13 protein-coding genes are annotated in these 21,175 nt (G+C 30.7%); 1 reads left to right on the forward strand and 12 read right to left on the reverse strand.

Annotation, left to right across the window (positions count from 1 at the left end; genetic code table 11):
* Window positions 1–27: 27 nt before the first annotated feature.
* Window positions 28–912: a PHP domain-containing protein gene (locus tag ANASTE_RS07480; RefSeq protein WP_007050388.1), complete on the reverse strand. Its 885-nt coding sequence runs from the start codon at window positions 910–912 to the stop codon at window positions 28–30.
* A 13-nt stretch (window positions 913–925) separates the two neighbouring features.
* Entirely contained in the window at window positions 926–1,828 is a 903-nt protein-coding gene (locus ANASTE_RS11445; protein ID WP_007050389.1) for a PHP domain-containing protein, read from the reverse strand.
* A 119-nt stretch (window positions 1,829–1,947) separates the two neighbouring features.
* On the opposite strand from ANASTE_RS11445, the gene ANASTE_RS07490 reads away from it, so the two are divergent.
* Window positions 1,948–2,505, forward strand: a complete 558-nt coding sequence (locus ANASTE_RS07490; RefSeq protein WP_007050390.1) for a GNAT family N-acetyltransferase — start codon at window positions 1,948–1,950, stop codon at window positions 2,503–2,505.
* Window positions 2,506–2,529: 24 nt separating this feature from the next.
* Here ANASTE_RS07490 and ANASTE_RS07495 read toward each other — a convergent pair whose 3' ends face one another.
* From ANASTE_RS07495 to ANASTE_RS07540, 10 genes are all read right to left on the reverse strand, one after another.
* Window positions 2,530–3,798, reverse strand: a complete 1,269-nt coding sequence (locus ANASTE_RS07495; RefSeq protein WP_007050391.1) for a M16 family metallopeptidase — start codon at window positions 3,796–3,798, stop codon at window positions 2,530–2,532.
* 61 nt (window positions 3,799–3,859) lie between these two features.
* Window positions 3,860–4,540: a hypothetical protein gene (locus ANASTE_RS07500; RefSeq protein ID WP_007050392.1), complete on the reverse strand. Its 681-nt coding sequence runs from the start codon at window positions 4,538–4,540 to the stop codon at window positions 3,860–3,862.
* Between the two features lie 498 nt (window positions 4,541–5,038).
* Complete coding sequence (locus ANASTE_RS12110) at window positions 5,039–5,254, reverse strand: RHS repeat-associated core domain-containing protein (RefSeq protein ID WP_187361978.1); 216 nt, start codon at window positions 5,252–5,254, stop codon at window positions 5,039–5,041.
* 534 nt (window positions 5,255–5,788) lie between these two features.
* Window positions 5,789–6,340 carry a hypothetical protein gene (locus ANASTE_RS07510; protein ID WP_039945350.1) on the reverse strand — a complete coding sequence of 184 codons (552 nt, stop codon included), beginning with the start codon at window positions 6,338–6,340 and terminating at the stop codon, window positions 5,789–5,791.
* Between the two features lie 722 nt (window positions 6,341–7,062).
* Window positions 7,063–7,902 carry an RHS repeat-associated core domain-containing protein gene (locus ANASTE_RS11460; RefSeq protein ID WP_007050397.1) on the reverse strand — a complete coding sequence of 280 codons (840 nt, stop codon included), beginning with the start codon at window positions 7,900–7,902 and terminating at the stop codon, window positions 7,063–7,065.
* Window positions 7,903–7,950: 48 nt separating this feature from the next.
* Window positions 7,951–8,355 carry a hypothetical protein gene (locus ANASTE_RS07520; RefSeq protein ID WP_007050398.1) on the reverse strand — a complete coding sequence of 135 codons (405 nt, stop codon included), beginning with the start codon at window positions 8,353–8,355 and terminating at the stop codon, window positions 7,951–7,953.
* Window positions 8,356–8,655: 300 nt separating this feature from the next.
* Entirely contained in the window at window positions 8,656–17,769 is a 9,114-nt protein-coding gene (locus ANASTE_RS07525) for a DNRLRE domain-containing protein (protein ID WP_007050400.1), read from the reverse strand.
* A gap of 175 nt (window positions 17,770–17,944) precedes the next feature.
* Window positions 17,945–18,463, reverse strand: coding sequence for an anaerobic ribonucleoside-triphosphate reductase activating protein (nrdG, locus tag ANASTE_RS07530; RefSeq protein WP_007050401.1), 519 nt, complete (start codon window positions 18,461–18,463; stop codon window positions 17,945–17,947).
* Between the two features lies 1 nt (window position 18,464).
* A complete protein-coding gene (gene nrdD / locus ANASTE_RS07535) occupies window positions 18,465–18,803 on the reverse strand; it encodes an anaerobic ribonucleoside-triphosphate reductase (RefSeq protein ID WP_007050402.1) in 339 nt (112 codons plus the stop codon).
* An 11-nt stretch (window positions 18,804–18,814) separates the two neighbouring features.
* On the reverse strand, window positions 18,815–21,148 hold the full coding sequence (locus tag ANASTE_RS07540) for an anaerobic ribonucleoside triphosphate reductase (RefSeq protein WP_007050403.1): 2,334 nt from the start codon (window positions 21,146–21,148) through the stop codon (window positions 18,815–18,817).
* Window positions 21,149–21,175 lie beyond the last annotated feature (27 nt).

Consider the following 21,175-nt stretch of genomic DNA (forward strand, 5'->3'; position numbering starts at 1 on the left):
AGGCTTAGATAATCCAAGCCTTTTTTATTACAACATATATTTGCAGTTTTGGGTCCAGTCTTTAATCAAATCAAACTCAACATTTAAATTTCCCCTGCCGATCAAAATCTTTATATCCGGCTTGGGACTTCCATGGTAATCACTCCCGCCGCTTTTATATATACGATTATTATTTGCATAATTTAATAAGTATTCAACATCTTCATCAGAATGTTTGGCATGAAGGACCTCTACCCCGTCAAGTCCGTATTTCCTTGCCTCATCAAGCATTTTGCCTACCTCATTATGAGACATATGATGAATGCAAGGGTGTGCAAAAAATGCAAGCCCGCCTGCTTCATGTATAATCTCTACAGTATCTTTAATGGTCTTAAAAAACCTTGATTCGTCTACATAGAAACTACTCTTTTTATTTGCGCAGTTATCCCAGAAAAAAGCCGAAGGGTTCATTATCTGCGGAAACTTAGAAACATTTTCTTCATGACTTACCGCACTTATTATCACTTTTTTATAGCCTTCATTTTTTTCTCCGTCAATTATTTCAAGTCCGTCATCAATAATAAATCCGTTGTCTTTAAATACTTTTATATATTCTTTTAATAGTTCCTTTTCCTTTTTTATATCCTCTTCTTTTGATTCATAACGTTTAAGGATTTTTTTCATTTTTTCCAAATCAATATCATATCCCAATATATCCCTCATTTCATGATTATATGCATAGGATAATTCAACAGCGGGAATGATTTTAATCCCATCGGTATTTATATATTTCAAATCATCATATGCCATAACAGTATCATGGTCTGTTATGGATATAAGTTCTATATCATTATCCCGAGTCTTCTTTATAATCTCTTTAGTACTGTCATCACCATCCGAATTATTAGTATGAATATGCAAATCTATATTCATAAATATCACCCCTTTACAGTTTAATCTTTCTGACTTTATCTATCCAATCTTTTACCATATTATATGGTACATATAAATCCCCTTTACCCGACACCATGCTTATGTCAGGCTTGGTTCCTCCGTGATAATCGCTTCCTCCGCTTTTAAAAAGCTTATATTTTCTGGCTACCTCTGCTAAAAATAAATTATCGTCAAAAGTATGCTGAGAATGCATTACCTCAATACCGTCAATACCACAGTCCATTGCATGATTTATCAGCTGAAGAGTCCTTAACTTCCCTATCCTGTACATACAAGGATGAGCTAAAAACGCTAAACCTCCAGCATCATGAATAAGTTCTATCCCTTCTTTCATCGTAGGATAATCCATAGATTCATTTACAAAAAATTTAGTCTCATTATTGGAACAATAATTCCAGAAAAATAATGTAATTTTAGAAATGAAAGGATATTTTTCTATATTCTCGGGATACTTTATAAGATTTTCATATATGGTTATATAGGCTTCACTTTTATTGCCTCTCGAAACTGCAATATCTTCATCAAATTTGATCCCGACTTTCTTAAATACTCTTTTATACTCTTCAAGCAGTCTCTTTTGTTTTTTGACTTGATTTTCTTTTGAATATCTATTACTGACAAAATTGTCTATTATCTTAGTATCTATCCCATAACCGAGAACATCTCTTATGACTCCCTCAAAAGAACACCCAAGTTCCGTACCCGGGATTAAAGTAAGCGGTTTATTAAATTTAATATCGACTTCTTTTATTTGTTCATAAACTTTAACATTATCATGATCTGTTATGGACGCAAAATCCACATTCAGATCATTCATCATATAAAGCATTTCTTCAGCATTCAAAGTGCCGTCGGAATTGATACTGTGCATATGTAAATCTACTACTGTGCTCATATTTATCCTCGTCTTATTTAATCTTTATTAATTATATACCAATATTTTTTACTTTTCAATTAAAGCCATAATATCTTTATGATATAATAAGTATATAATTCACTTATAAGGAGTTATTTATGAAAAAATATATTGCCGTAAACGGAGATTTAGGTATCAGAAGGCTAAATGATACAGATGAAGAATTACTCATGCTCGGAAAATGGAGAGATGACGAAAGAGTCAGCAAATACTACGGAGGAAGAGATAAAGATAATTCTTTAAGCGCTCTAAAAGAAAAGTATCTTGACAGGATACATGGAAAAAGTTTGATTAAACCTTGTATCATAGAATATTTACATAAACCTTCCGGATATATCCAGTACTATGAATTCGATGAAAAAAAATACAAAGACCATGATTTGACTGCATATAATAATGCTTACGGAATAGACATATTTATCGCTCCGGATGCAGGACATAGTAAAGGACTGGGGTCAAAAAGTCTTAAATTGATGTGTTCTTACTTATTTAATACTCTAAACGCCGATATAATCGAAATATGCCCGAGAAGTGTGAATGAGCGTGCAGTTAGAGCATACGAAAAAGCAGGATTTAAACCTTATAAAAGACTTAAAAAAGGTGAATTCTTTGAAGGGGAATGGTTTGAGGAAATCGTAATGATCATGACTAAATAAAAAGACCTTTATTTTTAGGTCTTTTTATAATGCTTCTTTAATTTTATAAATACAATCTTTTACTTTATATTTTCTTTCTATATTACTATTGTTTTCTACATATATACTGATATTTTCTGATTTAAATATCCGCTTTGCTGTCTTAAGTAAATTTTTGACCGTTACCATTTCAAAAACTTTTACTTCATTTTCAATATTATAATTTTTATTTCCAAGTACAAATCTTTCATAACCGATTAAATCATTTAACCCCTCTGATGAGTCAATAACATTAGAAAAGTCTTTTGAAAAAACAATAACTTCTTCCAAATCCTCTTTTGTTATATCATTTTTCATATTTTTTATTTCTTCAAATATTATATTTAATGTTTTGATTATTAGATGATTATCCACACTACATACCAATATGACAGTATTAAAATCTTCGTAATAATTTAAATCACAATCAAAATCACCAATATATCCTAAAGTATCTTTAAGCTTAAATGAAAGTCTAGAACCGTCTCCGACAGCTAATATGTTAAATAAAATTTCAACCTCATGCATATCTATCTCTTTGCTTATATCAATTCTAATTTCAATTTCGGTAGTATCATAAACACTTGGAATTATCATAATATTATGTTCATCCCTCTTACAAAACTTTGTTGGAATAGAATGCTGCCTCATCAAAGGATTACTAAGAAAAATAGAAATACTCTCTAATTTCTTATTTAAATAATTAATATTGTCAGAATTGAAACTCCCTGTTAATACTACTACTGAATTATCCTTATTAAAAAATCTTCTTTTATAATCATTTATTATATTATAAGAAAGATTATCTATCTTATTACAGTCTCCCATAATTTCATTTTTAAAACAGCTACCCTCAAAATAATTTTTATTCACGATATCATCAAAATGATAAAAACTTTTATCTTCAATTTGTCTTTTAACAACTTCTTTTTCAGCATTGATTTCTTCATTGCTCCATAAAAAATCCTCATATATATTTACGATTATATCTATAAAATCATTAAAATATTGAGGTAAAACCGTTGCATAAAATCTAATATAATCTTTATAAGTTGTACCACTTAATGCAACACCTATTTTATTCACTTTTTTATATAACTCTCTTTGGGAAAGATTATTTAACTTTCTAAAAAACATATGCTCCAACAAATGAGAAATACCTCTAACTTTATTATTTTCATATAAAACTCCGCCATGAAAATAAAAACCAATACCAATATTATGTAAGTTCTCATTTTTGCATATAATCACATTATTATTTCCATTTTTGATCATAAATTTATCTCCTAGAAAAACTCTATATTTGTAAAAACACCAGTTTAATTAGAATATATATTTAATTTATATTTTTACTAATAACTTCATATAACTCATTTAAATCTTGTTTGAAAATAGATAAATCTTTGCTATTCCAGTGACAGTAAGCCTTAATCACAATATTATCTTTAATGATAACTAATCTTGTTTCATATGTTTTAAAATTTATATTTTCTAATTCTCCAACCATATTTGAAGAATTTTTTGGATACTCAGATTGTTCATATAAAATACATATAGTATTATTATCATAAATTATTTCTACATTTTCTAAATTAATTTTATTATAGTTAGAATATTCATATCCATTTTCTATAAAACTTTTAATAATATTTTTATTTTTATAAATATTATTACTTATTATATTAACGTCATTGGATTTATTTAATAATTCTAAATATACAATTTTTACATCACGAGGTTTTCCATGTTCTATTAATAATTTTAATTTATTATTATCAATAGAACATGAAATATTTTTATCAGTATTTATTTTCTTCTTAATATAAAAATTATTAATATTTTTAATAAAATTACGATTTAAATTTTTTGCATTTATTGAAATTATTTTACTAAAATCAAAACTTCCCTTTATGCTATAATTTATTTCAGTAGAAATAAATTTACTTTTAAATATAGTAACTAATAATATGGCAGCCATAGATAATAAAACTATTATTATAATCTTTTTATTCTTCATTTTTCTCCTTTTTAAATTTAAATATAAATATTTATTTAAATCTAAGAATATAAAATACTTCTTTATTATCAATAACTGAAGCTAATTTATGATTAAACCTAGCTATTGTATGTTCTTTGTACAATATTCTTTTTTTAATATATTGCTAACAATGCCAGCATATCCATAGCTCCAATAAAGTAAATCACCTTTTTACCTTAATTTTTTACTTTATGACTTTTATGATACCAAGTTTTATTCATCTTTTTCCCTCCAGCATAAGTACATTGAAAAGCAAAGTTTACACAATCAGCATTAGTATAGAAGTAAAAACCTGTTTTTTTATATTGCACCACTCCAATAGGTATAATAGTATTCTCCCTTTTTACCAAAAAGTGCAGATATATGTCCAAAACGAACAGTAAACTTCCATAATTTCTTAGGAGCTCCATTTTTATCTAATAGCCATATTGCACTATGCCCACTAGGATCCGTAAAATTGATAGGATTATTAGCACATTAAGCATATAGGTGTAAACGTAACGGCTCTTCCAACTCTCCTCTATAAGTATCCACGGTCACAAACCTACCGTCTTCAGGGTTATAATACCTTGCATTATAATAATAATCTCCGGTTTCCTTATCATAAACCTGTCCTGTGTAACATACTTCATTTTCAATCGTAGTGTTACCGACTAACTCTGTACTGCCAAATTCATCATACTTATAAGCCAAGATACCCACATTATCATCTCCAACAAGTGTAGATGTACTATTTCTTGTATCCTTATTATAAGAATAATATTTAGCATTATTGCCCTCGAACCTTGAACTTGAAATAACATTTCCTTCGATATTTAATATGTTTGAAGTATTTAGGTTTACGTCTATATTATATAATTCTTCGATTCGAAAAATTATCCGTATAATTAAAAAGCAGAAGCAACTTTTATATAAATGAGTCTCTTATCATTCCCTCTTTTCTTGCTCCTGCTCTTGACTAACTATTCAGTTTTTATTCACATTTAATACACATATAATATACTATATATTTTTATTAATTTCAATATATTTTATAAAATATTTACAATTAAAAATACTTTATATATAAAAACGCCCATTATTCTTCGTATTGAAGAATAATGGGCGTTAAACAGAAGTATTTTTATGAATATCAGTGAATATTAGTGAAAGGTAAATATTGTAGTAGCATATTCCTTTCTTTTTTATTTTTACTTCTGTTTTTAACAAATTTTATACATAATACAATTAATTAATTTTAAAACCCATTTCATTTAATACTCTTAAAAAATGACTTTGATTTTTTTTATCACAATAACCATATATTATAATGTTTTCTTTATGCCCGACAAAATATAAGTATTTTTCATTATTTTTATCCTTGTAAATTAGCATATTATCTAAAGAATGTTTAACATCCCTTTTATATTTAAGAACATTAAATATATCTGTATAATACTTAATTATTTTAACACCATTCTCACTATCATCAATTAAAAAATATTTTATATAACTATTGTTGTTTTTCCATTCAATAGGAATAGAATTAGATAATTTATCTATTTTTTCATAAAGTTTATTTATCTTTATTTCATCATCATTTTCATCAAACCACTGAATATCTGCTTCAGTTTTATCAGAATATTTTTTTTCTATTTTTTTATAATCATATTTTTTTAATATTTTAGATAAAAACAAAATATCTTCATTTATCTTATTTTTATTAACTTCCTCATATTTACATGAATATAATCCTAATAAGAATATACATATTATTATTATTGATATTATTTTTTTCAATACAATCATCTCCTATTTATTTAAAAATACCTTGGTCATTGGCGAACGCTTAAAACTTTCTAATTGTTTTTTTTCAAGGTACTTTTTTCATAAGATACTTTATTTTATAGATATAATAATATCAAATTTACTTTTAATATTAAATACAACTATATTTTTTTAATACTCTTAAGAATTATTTATCTAAAAGTACCTCCCTCCCCATAGAAAAACAAATTTGTTATAATCTTATTTTTTTTGCCCTATTTTTTTATGACACTTTCTACTTTTTCAACTTCTTGTTTTTTTATAAAATAATGTATTGTCTCCCCATCATGGCTACAAATTAATTTTATAATTTCATTATTTTTGATGTATAAAAAAACATGATTTTTTATTTGTATCCTAGATAAACTATCTATAAGGGAACTTTTATCTGAAATTTCTTTAGTAATATATTTTTTGTTCCACCTAGAAATTTTAACTCTATCAAATAATTTTTCATCGTTATCCTTAATTTCAAATAAAAGATTACTTAGTTTCTCAGAATTATCAGCAAAAAATTCAACTGAAAATTTTTCAATCCTAATTTTTTTTATCCCATATAGAAAGCGAATTCATTAGCTGGATTTCGCTATAATTATTTCTATTTAATTTATAAGTTTTTTCCTCATATTCACATAGATTTATATTTTCTTTAGGGACATTAAAATATACTAAATTAAACATAATATTTGTAACTCCTATATTATTAGTATTCTTTTTATTGTTTTACCATTTTTGGTAATTCGAGCATGTAAATGATATCTTCTATAATGATATTTTCTAGGTAAAAATTTTTTAAGTTTAGTTTTTGTTGACCCTTTTATGTTCTTCCAATGCTCTGCCATTGCGGCAAAGCCAGTTTTACCATTAATACCTTTAGGTTTATCTATTTCCAGCTTTACTTTATACTTATTTCCTCGATTGTACTTAAAGCTATCATATACTTTCTTGCCAACAGCTATGCTACCCCCTATAACAACAGAAGTTACAAATCCTTTTAAACTAATAACAATTCCTGTCGCGGGTATACCTACTGAGATTGCAAAATGCCCACTAGGATCCGTAAAGTTGATAGGATTATTGGCACAGTAAGCATATAGGTGTAGACTTAATGGTTCTTCCAACTCTCCTCTATAGGTATCTACTGTCACGAACCTTCCGTCTTCAGGACTGTAGTACCTTGCATTATAGTAGTAATCTCCCGTCTCTTTATCGTACACCTGTCCTGTGTAACATATTTCATTTTCAAAGGTTGCATTTCCAAGTTTTTCGGTTTCTCCGAACTCATCATATTTATAAGCCACTATACCAACATTATCATCCCCTACCAAAGTGGAAGTTGAATTTCGCGTATCCTTGTTATATGAATAATACTTAACTTGGTTATTATTTAATCTTGCGCTTGAAATCACATTTCCGTCGATATTAAGTATATTCTCGCTCACTTTTATATCATTCATTTGGCTGTCTGTGGTGTATAAAAGGTTTCCTCCGTCATAATGATAATCCCTTACCGCAAGCTTAGGAGCCGAGGTCATTATATGATTTATTGTTATATCAATTTCTCAAATATTATATCCTAAGTATTATTTAAACATAATTCCCTCAATGTATTCCCATTTTATTTGAGAAGACATTTTTGATTGTAATTTAATATTTTTTGTTTTCTTATCTATTATTTTATAAATAATTTTATTATCTTGATTTATTCTTAAACAAATTTTAATCTCATTATGGTAATACGATAAGATATTGCATGGTTTTATAATAATGCTATAATCAATTTTCTCATTAATATTATTATAATCTACTTCTTCTTTATAATATCTTAACTCTTTCAAATCATTTTCATCATCACTAAGCGATATCACATAATGATTATCTAAAATTAAATTTGTCACTTCTGTAAAACTATCACAAAACCGAAAACAAATCATACAAATTATGATTATTAAAAATAAATAAATAATTCTCTTTTTATTTTTATTCATAACATATCTCCTTAATAATAACGACTTGTCAATGAACATTTAAAAGATATATGAAATGGTTTTAAATAACCTAATTCTTGTAATTTATAGCCATATTCATTATTTACAAAATTAAATAATTTACTTTTATAACTTTTGCCCACTTGATTTTTAAAATCATAATCATCATATAAGTATAACTTGATACTATACTTATGTCTTTTCCCAATCTTTTCTTTTGTTTTTTTCATTGTGATATGTAATTTTTTAGTTCCATGAATAGCAAACCCTAAATCAGTATCAGCAGTATACCATTTTAAACTAAGTGGAAATGTAATTATTTTTTTTATTTGTATATTTATTTTTTCCTTTTTTCTTCATTTTTGTAGCACAACCTTTTATTCTAGCTAACAATGTACTAGAATGATCAAGCCTTGATCTAAATATATCATGTATTTTACCTGCACTGAATGTATATTTACCCCATTTTTTTGTTCTTTTATCAACAGCAAATTTATATAACCTAACTGTAAGTTCCATAGACTTATGTCCACTAGGATCTATAAATCTAATTGGATTATTTAAACAGTATGTATATAAATTAAGAGATAACGGATCGTTTGAACCTCCCCTATAAGTATCAACAGTTATAAATCTACCCTCATCAGGACTATAATACCTTGCATTATAGTAGTAGTCCCCAGTTTCCTTGTCGTATACCTGTCCCGTATAGCATATTTCATTTTCAAAGATTGCATTGCCTATTGTTTCGGTACTGCCGAATTCATCATATTTGTATCCTGTCACACCCTTATTTGCCGCATCCACAACTACAGAGGTCGAACCTCGTCCGTCAGAATTAAGTGTATATACTGATAATTGATTATTATCAAATCTTAAAGTAAAATCTGTATCTAATACATTTTCTGTGATTTTCTTATCATTTATATCAGTTACATACAAAATTTCTTCGCCGTTGTAATAATAATTATTTACCCTAGTTTGAACATTTTCTGTTGAACTATCAATAACCTCTTTCCTTATCCTCTGACCTACATAGTTATAAGTATTATTCTGAGTCAAAGTAACCTTCTCCCCGTCCTTAGCCTCATACTTGGTCATCTGATTGGAGATGTCGTAAGAATAATTCCTTTCCTTACTTCCGCTTACTTCTTTCTTCGTGTTCCCGTTTGCGTCGTAAGAATATTCCTTTATTATGTTTTCTCCGCTTTTTACCTTTAATAGTTCGTTTAGGTCGTTGTATTCGTAGTCTTCCTTTGCTCCGTCTCTGGTCTTTGAAAGCCTGTTTCCGACTTTGTCGTAAGTATAAGATGTGGTGGATACGCTGTCATTAACTAGCTTATCCGTTACGTCAACTCTTGTAAGTCTTCCCAGTTCGTCGTAGGTGTAATTCTTTACTACATGGATCTTATCTTGTGCTTCCGTAAGATAATCGTTGTAGATTTCTTCGGTAAGTATATTTCCGTTCTTGTCATAAGTGAATTTATATTCTTCTTTGGATTTTTCAGGGTCGTCGCTGTTTGCATATTTGATATGAGTAACTCTGTCGAATAAATCATATTCATAGCTTCTTAGGATATAATTGTCATTTCCTGCGTCAAATCCTGTGTAGTCCTTGATATTTTCCACATTTCCTTTAGGAGAATAAGTATACTGCCTTACTAATTTTTCTCCCTGACTTGAAGATGTAAGGGCTTTGATGTTCATCACTTTTCCCTTGTCGTTATATTCATATATGACTTCTTTGGTTCCCGTTTCAAAGTTTGGATAAGTAACTTTTATAAGTTCGTTCTTATCATTATAAGAATATCTCAATCTTTCGTTTTCACTCGGAGTTTCTTTTTCTCCTTCATAAGAACTTACAAGCCTGTTTCTGCCGTCGTAAGCATTTACTTTATATCTTACGCTTAAATCCTCGCCTTCTTCGTTATATTTACTTTGAACTACTTTTACGACGTTCCCGCTTAAATCATATGTATATACTATATCTTCTTTTTTCTTTACATCATCTTTTCTGAAATGTTCTTCTTTTAAAAGCTTCCCGTCATAATCATATTCAAATGTCTTATAATCTCCGTTTGAATAAGTTTCTTTTACTTTATTGTCGTTCTTATCGTAATCATACTTCGTAACGATTTTCTTCTCCGTGTCGGTACCTTTTCCGATATCTCTTACCGCAACAGTATTTCCAAAGCTGTCCGTTACTTCTTCGCTCTTGTTTCCGAGGGCATTCTTTGTCTGACTCTTAGTATTCTCTCCTTCGGATATGTTTTCCGTCACCTCGGTAACGTTATCCCCCGGAAGTATCACTTTATTTAGCTTCTTATCCTCGGTATATCCATATTTTGTCTCATTTCCCATAGGGTCCGTTTCGCTTATCTTATTACCAAGTTTATCATACTTTGTTGTTGTTACAAGGGATTTTTGGTCATCTGCACTATAAACTTTATTTTCTGCGTCGTAAACAGGATTTTCTATGGTGCAAGTCTGCTGACCGTCCTCATTATAAAGGTTCATTATAAGTTTGCCATATTTTACATCCGCATTATCTTCGATATTGAATGTCTTTATTAGCTGCCCTTGGTTGTCATATTCGTTATAAGTAGTATTTCCTCTTGAATACTCTTTTACATTTTGTCCTCCGGCATCAGTGTAGCTTACACTTTCTATTCCGTCGGTCGTGCTTGTTTCTTTATATAGAAAATCATAATTTTTATTTTCTTCATTCCCCATTATAAAGTTGGTTTCATTTCCGGGAGCATAACCGTAAGAAGTTGTCATTACGCTTGTCTGTCCGTTTTTAGCGGTTTCTGTCCTTACAGCCCTATTCATATTGTCATATTCATAGGTTATTTCGCTTCCGTCTTCTTTCTTTTCGTAAACGAGGCTTCCGTTTTTATTATATCTGTTTTCGGTTACAATCGCTTTATTGCTTCCGCCGTCTGCAATCTCTTTATCCGTCAGTGAGTTCTTTGTCGTCTTTATCACTCTGTCGTATCCGTCGTACTCATACATCGTAGAGTAGCCTTTTGCGTCCGTCTCTTTTGTTAGTCTGCCGAACTTATCATATTCACTATTTGTAGTTCTCTCTTCGCTGCCGCTTGCATTTTTAGTCGTTTCGCTTATGGTATTGCCCTTATTATCATATTCATATGAAGTAGAGCTTATTTTATTTCCTGCGGTTATATTTTCTTCGCTTAGAAGTTCTCCGTCTTCATCATAAGTATTTATCGTTTTGTCTCCGGAAACCGTTTCTTCTTCCATAAGTATATTCCCGTTTTCATCATATGAATATTTATTTTGTTCTAAAGTCGTTCCGTCCAAAGTAGTTATTTCTGTGTCAGCATCGAATTCTTCGCTATTATATTCATACTTAGTCACACTTCCGTTGTTAGCAGTCTCTTCAAGTACGTTTCCTTTTGTATCTGCAATACAAGCAAGCGAATTATTATCCGGAATCGAATCGTATTTTGTGGTGGTAACCATTTCCTTACTTCCCTTTTGAACGGTTCCGTTATTTAATGTGTAAGTATCAACAGTTTTGGTTGTCTTTACTTCAAGTCCGTTTTCATATTCACTTATTACTTCGTTACCTTTACTGTCTTTACTGTATATTATATTCCCGTCAACATTATATTTAACTTCACTGCTTGCAATAATAGTAGGGTCATCTCCTATAATATTTTTAATATTATCGCTTAAGCTTGCTTTTTTATGAGTATATTCGGTTGTTTTATCAAATTTCTGTACACTTTCGTCCGTACCTATTTTACTATACTCATAGCTTTTAGATTCTCCGTTAGGATAAGTTATCTTTTTGACCATATCAAGTTTGTCATTATCATCATAATATTCTACGGTATACTCGTTGTTTTCGCCGTCTTTGACCGAACTCAAATTGCTGCCGCCGGAATATCCATAACTGTAATCAAGAGAATTCGTTTCGTCTATATGTGTACTTACATTATCAAGTACTTTTCTCTTTTTACCAAGTCCGAAGCTTGCATCTTTATATGTATATATGACATATTTACCATGAGGCATATTCACTCTTTCGATTAAATCATTATCATTATACTCAAATGATATTATGCTTCTGCTGTTTTTAAATGCCTGCTGGCTTTCGCTGCTTTCGGAAAGTTTGGTCTTATATTCATTATCGAATTCAGTTATAGACTTTCCGTTTAAACCTTCAACTTCTTTAAGTAGTCCTTTTTTACCTCTACTTCTAAAATCTATGTTTGAATCCATTGCTGCATTTATATCTTCATCGAAATATCTATATACCATTACATTCCCGTTTCTGTCTTCGATTGATACTATCTGACAGTTTCTGTCAAAAGTAGAAATCTCACCGTCTTTTGTTTTTATGGTATATACCACATCTATTACTTCACTTAAATCCCCGTCATTATCTATATCATCAACATCGAGTTTCTCTATTTTGGTAAGAATTATATATGAGCCGAACGGACTTTGATATTTCGTTTCCCTTGATAAAATATTTCCGCTCGTTTCATCAACATTTTCTTTAACCGATAATTTTTCATTTTTGATTTTTGCAAAATTATAAATAGTTCCGCTTCCGTCTTTATAGACCATACCCATTTCATCGTCGTATTCATCATAGGTTTGAAGTAAAATATGATTGAATTCATAATCCCAGCCTATCCCAAGAGGAGTAACACTGGTTGAATTACTGTTGTAAACTCTGGACATATCTATATCATAATTTTTGCCTTTAACGCTTCCGTCGGATTGTTCATATACAAGATTACCCATACTTTGCTCTACTTTACCGTTACTTATCGGAGTTTCAAAATCAAAATATCCCAGATAATCCTTATCACCGAGGCGCTTTGTATATTCATTAAGAGCAGGTAATGTAGAAGGATTATTTCCAAGAGTACCGTTACTCTTCCTTACTTTCCCGCTAAAGTCTTTAACTGCTTTTACTTTATATGAAAAGTCTTTTTCATAATTCATAATAGCAGAAGACCTTGTCATTACACCTTCATTATTGTTGGCATTACTGTATTGGTCTATAGGAGTATAACTGTCAAACCAATAATTATCTTTTACACCTTCAGCTACGACTTCCGCTTTATTTACATCAAAAGTATTGCCTTCACTTCTATATATTTCATATATAACATTATCGTTATCGGCACCTTCGACTTTATCCCAGCTGATTTTTGTTCTGTAATTTAGTCCGCTTTTTACCTGAACGTTTTTAGGATTATATTTATTCATCATATCGACTTTCAAAACATCCCCGCTTGAGCCTTTTGCAAGAACATTAACAGAAGATATTGAAGGAGAAGTTTCACCGCTTCCTTTTAAGACAGCCTTTAACCTTATATTATTCAATTTTAAACTATCTAATATGAATTTATCTGTGCTGCCACCTAAATAATACTCTTCATCATTATTTACCTTAATATAATCTTTATCATTAAGACTTAAGTAATATTCGATTTCACAGCCTTCAGGAATAGTATCTTCAGCCATCACTTTAAGAGACAGTGTATTATCGGACACGATCTGTGCAGCTTGTTCATTTATTATATATTCTCCTGCTATACTTTTATCCTTTAGACTTAATACACTATTATTTTTATTCAAATTAGTCAATACTTCATTATCATTATTGATATTATCATATAAATTATAATCATATGTCGGAACAGAATATCTGGAAGTTTCACTTATTATATCTCTTACAATCAAACTATGAATACTGTCATCAGCATATTTTTCATTATCGGAAAAATCAAATTTACCGTCTTCTCTTTTTAATTCAGTACTTCCATTTATATAATAATTTGTACTATTTTCATTATAAGGTTCGTTTTGAAGGGTTTTTAAATCAAAGGAAGCTCTTTCTTCCCCTACCAAAACTATTTCTTCACTTTTTTCACCGTCATTGACTGCAGTTTTTTCCACGTTAAAATCCGCATCATGATGTATAACATCTTTCTTTTCAACAACAATTTTGCTATTTTCATCAGTGATATTATCACAAGTATCTTTGGCAGAAACCTTAATGGTAAATTTTTGTCCTACCGGATATTTTTCATTATCTTTTAAATTTACAACAGCCAAAGTACCGGAAATAGTATCCTTTTCCTTTGGATTATCAACGGTTTTTAATAAGGTATAATCACTTTGAACAGGATTTTCTCCCCTCGCAATCATAACATCATAACTAAGTAAATGCGGGTCTTCTACTGTCCCCTTTAAGAAAACCAAATCTATAAACTTAGAATTCATAGCCGGATTCGATATGCTGATTATAGGTGCGGTGGCATCTACAGTATACTTTAGACTTCTTATAGTACCGCTTATCCCATCACTGTCTACAGCTTTAAAATAAAATGTATGTGTACCTTCCTTAAGATTTTCAACAGCAATATTTGCTGTTTTATTTTCATATCGGCTAATCTTATCTATATTAGGATTTGAATCTTGTATAATTGTCCAATTATCCTTATTATCTATTGAATATTCGATATGGTCTACTTTAGATATACTTTCGTCTCCCTTGACCCAACTGTAATTAAGCTCTATACTACCACTGCTTCCTCCGAATACTTTTGTAAAATCAACTATAGGTGTCGGAGGAGGATTTGATATGCTCACATTTCTTAAAACCTCATTCTTATTTCCGGCCTTATCATTTACGACAATTTTTATTTTATAATTACCTTCATCATAATTTGTTGTATCAAAATTATAATTTCCGCTGTTTTCGGTTAAAAGTTTTTCTTTTCCATTACCGTATATAAGATAAATCTTACTATCCTTTATCCCGCTGACGTTATCTGTTGCTGTATATGAAATATTGGAAACTAACTTTAGAACAGCATTTTCATCGGGAGTATTTATATCAATTACAGGAGGTGTGGTATCTTTATTATATATAAAATCTTTTTCGTCATAAACTAAATTATCACTTGAATAAAATCTAAATCTAACTTTATATTTCCCGTCTGACAATGTATCTATATTCCCAAATACATTACTTACGTTATATTCTTTATATTCCTTTGGATAACCTGTTACATCAGATGGAAAAACAAGATTTTTTTCACTGAATCCAGTAACTGCACTACCGTCTTCTTTTAGTACATTACAAGTTATTTTACCTAAATTTAATTCTTTATCACCATCTTTATAATTAATTTTCCATGAAATGAGCATTTCTTTATTGATGTTATTAATATATGCATCATCAGATAAAGACGAATTTGTATTTATGGTATCTATTTCAGGTTTTACCATATTTGAAATAGTATGATTAGCACTTTGAATAAAACCGGAATTATTTCCGGCTTTATCGATACTTGCAATTTTCACATATACATTTTGTCCCGCTTCTACATTAGTAAAAGTATAAGTAGACATATTTGTAGTGGTGATATTTTGTATAACATTTCCCTTTTCACCGTAAAGAACAATATTATGTTTAGCAACACCGGATGAATTGGTTCCCGGATCACTTCCCGATGTATAAGTTACTTTAACTTTAGAAGTGATCTGAGATGTCCCGTCTCTGCTTGAAGTCAATTTTATATTACTGACCTTATTCGGAGCAGTGTTATCAACATAAACATAACAATATGTACCGCTTCCTTTGTTATTACCTTTATCAACTCCTCTGATACCTATTCCATATCGCCCTTCGGTCCATCCACTTGATAAGGCAGCTTTTGTATTATAAGTACCGCTTGCCGCTACAGTTCCCGTGTTCTTATATGCCATAGTTTCCGTAGCATTATCAAATACATTATCGGCCTTATACCTAATATGTCTAGCCTGAACAGCTTCTAAACAATTTGAAGTAATACCTGTCCATTTTACTGCTAAAGCTTTATCTCCGCTTTTGTTATTAACATACACTGTTTTAGCACCGTTTACAGTTACTTCTGCTTTTCCCGGAGGCTTAGGAGAAGGAACGGTATAGTTGACAGTAAGAGTAGGTCTTTTAGCAGCAGTCGAAGATCTTGTACCATGGAAAGAGTTATAATTTTTAGTACCCGAACTTTCAACACTTGCTTTAAGCAATATCCCATAGTTAGCTTGAGTTCCCTTTGCCCACTCCTGTACAAGTTTTGTTATATTCAAAGAATGCACGGCAGTAGTATTACTTAGTTTTTTAGAAGCGTATACCGTAGAAGTCCACTGCGGTCTTTTATTCCACGTAACTTCTCCGAGAGCCCAAGAAGAAGCATTCTTATGAACTTCAACCGTTGAAAAGGGAGAGCCGTTGCTTAGTTCATATAATTTTAATGCAGCACTTGTTACATAATTAGTTTTAATCTTTGCACTAAGTTCAGGGAATTTCATTAATGTTCTGCATACTTTATCCGTAGAACCGTAGCCTATGGGCATTTTTCTGATCGTACTTACATAGAAATTTGAAGTCGGATATCCGCTTTCTATATACACATCTTTAACGCCGTCTGTAGATTTTGCGGTGTATGTAGGGTCAATGATAACAGGATATTTTCTGTTTTCATCGTTTAAATATTCTTTGGATACAGTTAGCGTAAGTTTATATTTATCCTTATTTTTATCTATCTCTTCCAAAGAGTAGTGTAAATCTTCACTGTATGCACCGTTTTCAGAACTGTCTGTCATATAAGGAACTAAAATAGCACCTTTTTCTTTCCCTGTTTCTTTATCATTAAAAAGAACACCGCCTACTTCAGGGATGGAGGGAACCATTCCGCTGCATATAAGCTCGTAAGAAAATTTATTGGTGCTTGTTTTTTTATTTAATATTATATTTTCCTTTATACCGTTATCCAAAGGGATATATTCCAGTTTTATATCTTTATCATCGGTACCGTATATGATTTTGGTATTTTTTTCTTCATTAGCATCATATACATCGGATACGTTTTCCTTTTTTAATTCACCTTTGGTTTCTTCTGTACCGACTTTATTTTTAAATATAGGGCTGAATATAACTTCATCCTTGCCGTCTTTTGAAATAGATATAGATTTATTATCTGCTAAATCCGACGGCAGTTTTACATCGGTCACACCATTTATATTTTTATATTTGTAATTTGAAGCACTTCTGCTTCTCGTTTGCGGTATAACTTTAAGAGAACTGTCGTAATCCACATATTCGCCGTTTTCGTCTTTTTCCCTAACGTTTTCGGTATACATATCCATCGTTCTCGAACCGTCTTCATTTTCAAAAATCGTATAATCTTTGCCTTTTTCGATTACATCATTTTCTCTGGAGGTATCTATTCTCATGCTTTTTACATCATTGTTTTCAGCCGCTTTAGCAAATATAGGTGAAAATCCACCTAAAAAAACTTCAAAAAACAATAAAAAAGCTACGAGTAACGATACGCTCTTCTCCATATTTCTTTTCATTTTTCTTCCCTCTTTCATTTTATACTCCTTTATACTACAAGTTCATACCATGTTATTTACACATAATATTCACTTATTATTCATATAACAAGAATATCATACATTAATATCGTTTACAATGATATTTTATAAAATATGACATTATTTACCATAATTATACTTCATAAAGTAATATAAATAAAAAAGACTTCTTTCAGAAGTCTTTTTCTATAACTTTAAAATTATTTTCTATTGTCTTTTTCACATCGATCCTTCTTTGATTGGAACTTCCAACAAAAGTTTTATCATAAGTTTTATTTTCAAGCTGGAATTTGCCATCCATTATATAATCATTTAACTTTATAAGCTTTAATATATAAGGATCATTTTCACTCATAGTTAATAAATCTTCAAATAAAAATCCGGTATAAGTAATTAAATTCAAACCTTTATTTTTAATTTCTTTTCCTATTAAATATAAACTTTCAGCCTGCATGAAGGGTTCTCCTCCCGAAAAGGTCACACCGCTTAAAAGAGGATTATCAAATATAGCATTTAATACTTTTTCATGACTGACAATTTGCCCGCCGTTAAAATCATGGGTTTGCGGATTATGACATTCGGGACATTTATGAGGACACCCCTGAACAAAAAGCGTAAATCGAAGTCCCGGACCGTCAACAATAGATTCCCTAACTATACCCGCTATTCTTATTTCCTTATCTTCATTCATCCTACAAAGTTTCCATATCAGAATTCAAAGAATGTTTTACCCTATCCTGTTCTTCACTTCTCTTAGCATCGTTAAATCTATCCAAAGTACCTACAAGATATCCCGTTATTCTTCTTATCCTGTCGAAAGGGATAGGTTTTACTTTAGCACTTCTTCCAATGTATCCACTTTCTTCATCTGCATATAAGCTAAGTTCGATTACTTCACTGTTCTTTTCTTTCTCTACTTCTTTGATATATGCCTTAATTTCTTCTTTTGTCAAATTTTCTATATTTCCATACACATATACATTAGTATCATTTATTTTAGTTTCATAAGTCAATTCTTTTGCTGTGTTCATTATATTACCTCCTATAAACTTTCCATTTCTGAATTTAGCGAATGCTTTACTCTGTCCGATTCTTCAGCTCTTTTGCCGTTATTAAACCTATCCAAAGTACCCACCAAATATCCGGTTATCCTTCTTATTCTTTCAAAAGGAACATCAATATCATCTTCTTTTCTGTGACAGTGCGGACATTCATCATAGATTACTCCGTTGTATCCGCATACAGGGTCCCTGTCAACCGGGTGATTTATAGCACCGTAACCAAGTCCCATATCTTTCATACATCTTACTATTTTTTCGAATGCTTCTAAATTTTTTGTAGTATCACCGTCAAGTTCGACATATGTTATATGTCCGCCGTTTGTAAGCTCATGGAAAGGAGCTTCTTTTTTGATCTTTTCAAATGCACTTATATCATATCCAACAGGTACATGGAATGAATTAGTATAATAATCTTTGTCAGTTACACCTTCGATAACTCCGTATCTCTTTTTATCCATTCTAACAAATCTTCCGGATAATCCTTCGGCAGGAGTTGCGACCAACGAGAAGTTAAGACCTCTTTTTTCCGTTTCTTCGTCAACTTTATTTCTCATATGAGAAATTATTTCAAGTCCGAGTTTTTCGCTTTCTTCGCTTTGACCGTGATGTTTTCCGACCAATGCGGTCAAGGTTTCCGCTAGTCCGATAAAACCTATGCTCAAAGTTCCGTGCTTCAATACTTCTTCCACCGTATCATCAGGCTTTAAATTTTCTGAATTTATCCAAACACCTTCACCCATTAAGAAAGGAGAATTTCTGACTGTCTTTGCGCATTGTATTTTAAATCTATGAAGGAGCTGTTTAACGCAAAGGTTCATTTCATCATCAAGCATAGAATAAAATTTATCAATATCACCTTTTGCTTCTATTGCAAGTCTTGGAAGATTGATTGAAGTAAAACTTAAATTACCTCTCCCCGTTACTATTTCATTATCTTTATCAACATTTGCCATTACTCTTGTTCTGCATCCCATATATGCAATTTCTGAGTCCGGGTCTCCTTCTTTATAATATTTTAAATTGAAAGGAGAATCTATAAAAGAGAAATTAGGAAATAATCTCTCACTGGAAACTTCCATGGCAAGTTTAAATAAATCATAGTTAGGGTCTTCGGGATTATAATTTACGCCTTCCTTAACCTTAAATATTTGGACAGGGAAAATAGGGGTTTCTCCGTTTCCAAGCCCCGATTTGGTTGCAAGAAGAACATTTCTTATGATCATTCTTCCTTCACTCGACGTATCCGTACCGTAATTGATAGAACTGAACGGAACCTGAGCTCCTGCTCTGGAATGCATTGTATTTAAATTATGAATCAACGCTTCCATAGCCTGATATGTAGCTTTATCCGTTTCTTTCAAAGAACTTTTCTTTGTGAAAGAAATCAATGTATTCACATCATCATGGTCTAATTTATCAAGCTCTTCTCTTTCAAGTTTTAGAAATTCTTCATTATCATCAAGTGTTGGATATAATCCCGATTTTTCCTCAATATTCTTATAAATATTTTTTGATACTTCTTCACTGTTTTCTATCCCTGCGAGAAGCTCCAATGCTTTAGCCATATTTGTGATATAAGTTTTTCTATATGTTTTTTTTACACCCTGTGCCAAATCATAGTCAAATTTCGGGATACTTTGACCGCCGTGCTGATCATTTTGATTTGACTGAATTGCTATACAGGCAAGTGCGGAATAAGTCCTTATATCCTTAGGTTCTCTGATAAATCCGTTACCTGTCGAAAACCCGCCTTTAAATAATTTTTGTAAATCTATCTGGCAGCATGTTGTAGTTAATGTATAAAAATCCAAATCATGGATATGTATATCGCCTTTGGCATGTGCGGCAGCATGTTTTTCGTCCAAAATAAACATTTCATAAAAATTCTTTGCACCTTCGGAACCGTATTTAAGCATGGTTCCCATGGCGGTATCACCGTTTATATTTGCATTCTCTCTCTTTACATCATTTTCAATTGAGCTTTTGAAAGTTAAATCTTCATAGATTTTCATCAGTTTGGTATTCATTTCTCTGACTTTATTTCTTTCCGCTCTATATAATATATAATTCTTTGCAGTCTTGGCATGTCCACTTTCAATCAACGTCTTCTCAACTGTATCCTGTATTTGTTCTACCGTAGGAACTATATCTATATATTTCTCATTTAATATATTATCTACTTTATCAGATAGCTCTTTTGCCGTAGCATAATCCTGTCCGCCCGCTGCTTCGGCTGCTTTATAAATGGCATCTGTTATCTTCTTCTTTTCGTATCTGCTCGTACGTCCGTCTCTTTTTAAAATCTCTGTTACCATTACTGTTCTCCTATATTTTCTAATCGA

The organism is Anaerofustis stercorihominis DSM 17244 (assembly GCF_000154825.1).
GTDB lineage: Bacteria > Bacillota > Clostridia > Eubacteriales > Anaerofustaceae > Anaerofustis > Anaerofustis stercorihominis.

What these genes read in the sequence shown, in the direction of transcription:
- nrdG (WP_007050401.1), bottom strand. Translation starts at nt 18,463, where the DNA reads ATGAATGAAGATAAGGAAATAAGAATAGCGGGTATAGTTAGGGAATCT.
- ANASTE_RS11445 (WP_007050389.1), bottom strand. Translation starts at nt 1,828, where the DNA reads ATGAGCACAGTAGTAGATTTACATATGCACAGTATCAATTCCGACGGC.
- ANASTE_RS07490 (WP_007050390.1), top strand. Translation starts at nt 1,948, where the DNA reads ATGAAAAAATATATTGCCGTAAACGGAGATTTAGGTATCAGAAGGCTA.
- ANASTE_RS07520 (WP_007050398.1), bottom strand. Translation starts at nt 8,355, where the DNA reads ATGAATAAAAATAAAAAGAGAATTATTTATTTATTTTTAATAATCATA.
- nrdD (WP_007050402.1), bottom strand. Translation starts at nt 18,803, where the DNA reads ATGAACACAGCAAAAGAATTGACTTATGAAACTAAAATAAATGATACT.
- ANASTE_RS07480 (WP_007050388.1), bottom strand. Translation starts at nt 912, where the DNA reads ATGAATATAGATTTGCATATTCATACTAATAATTCGGATGGTGATGAC.
- ANASTE_RS07525 (WP_007050400.1), bottom strand. Translation starts at nt 17,769, where the DNA reads ATGAAAGAGGGAAGAAAAATGAAAAGAAATATGGAGAAGAGCGTATCG.
- ANASTE_RS07495 (WP_007050391.1), bottom strand. Translation starts at nt 3,798, where the DNA reads ATGATCAAAAATGGAAATAATAATGTGATTATATGCAAAAATGAGAAC.
- ANASTE_RS07540 (WP_007050403.1), bottom strand. Translation starts at nt 21,148, where the DNA reads ATGGTAACAGAGATTTTAAAAAGAGACGGACGTACGAGCAGATACGAA.
- ANASTE_RS07500 (WP_007050392.1), bottom strand. Translation starts at nt 4,540, where the DNA reads ATGAAGAATAAAAAGATTATAATAATAGTTTTATTATCTATGGCTGCC.
- ANASTE_RS11460 (WP_007050397.1), bottom strand. Translation starts at nt 7,902, where the DNA reads ATGACCTCGGCTCCTAAGCTTGCGGTAAGGGATTATCATTATGACGGA.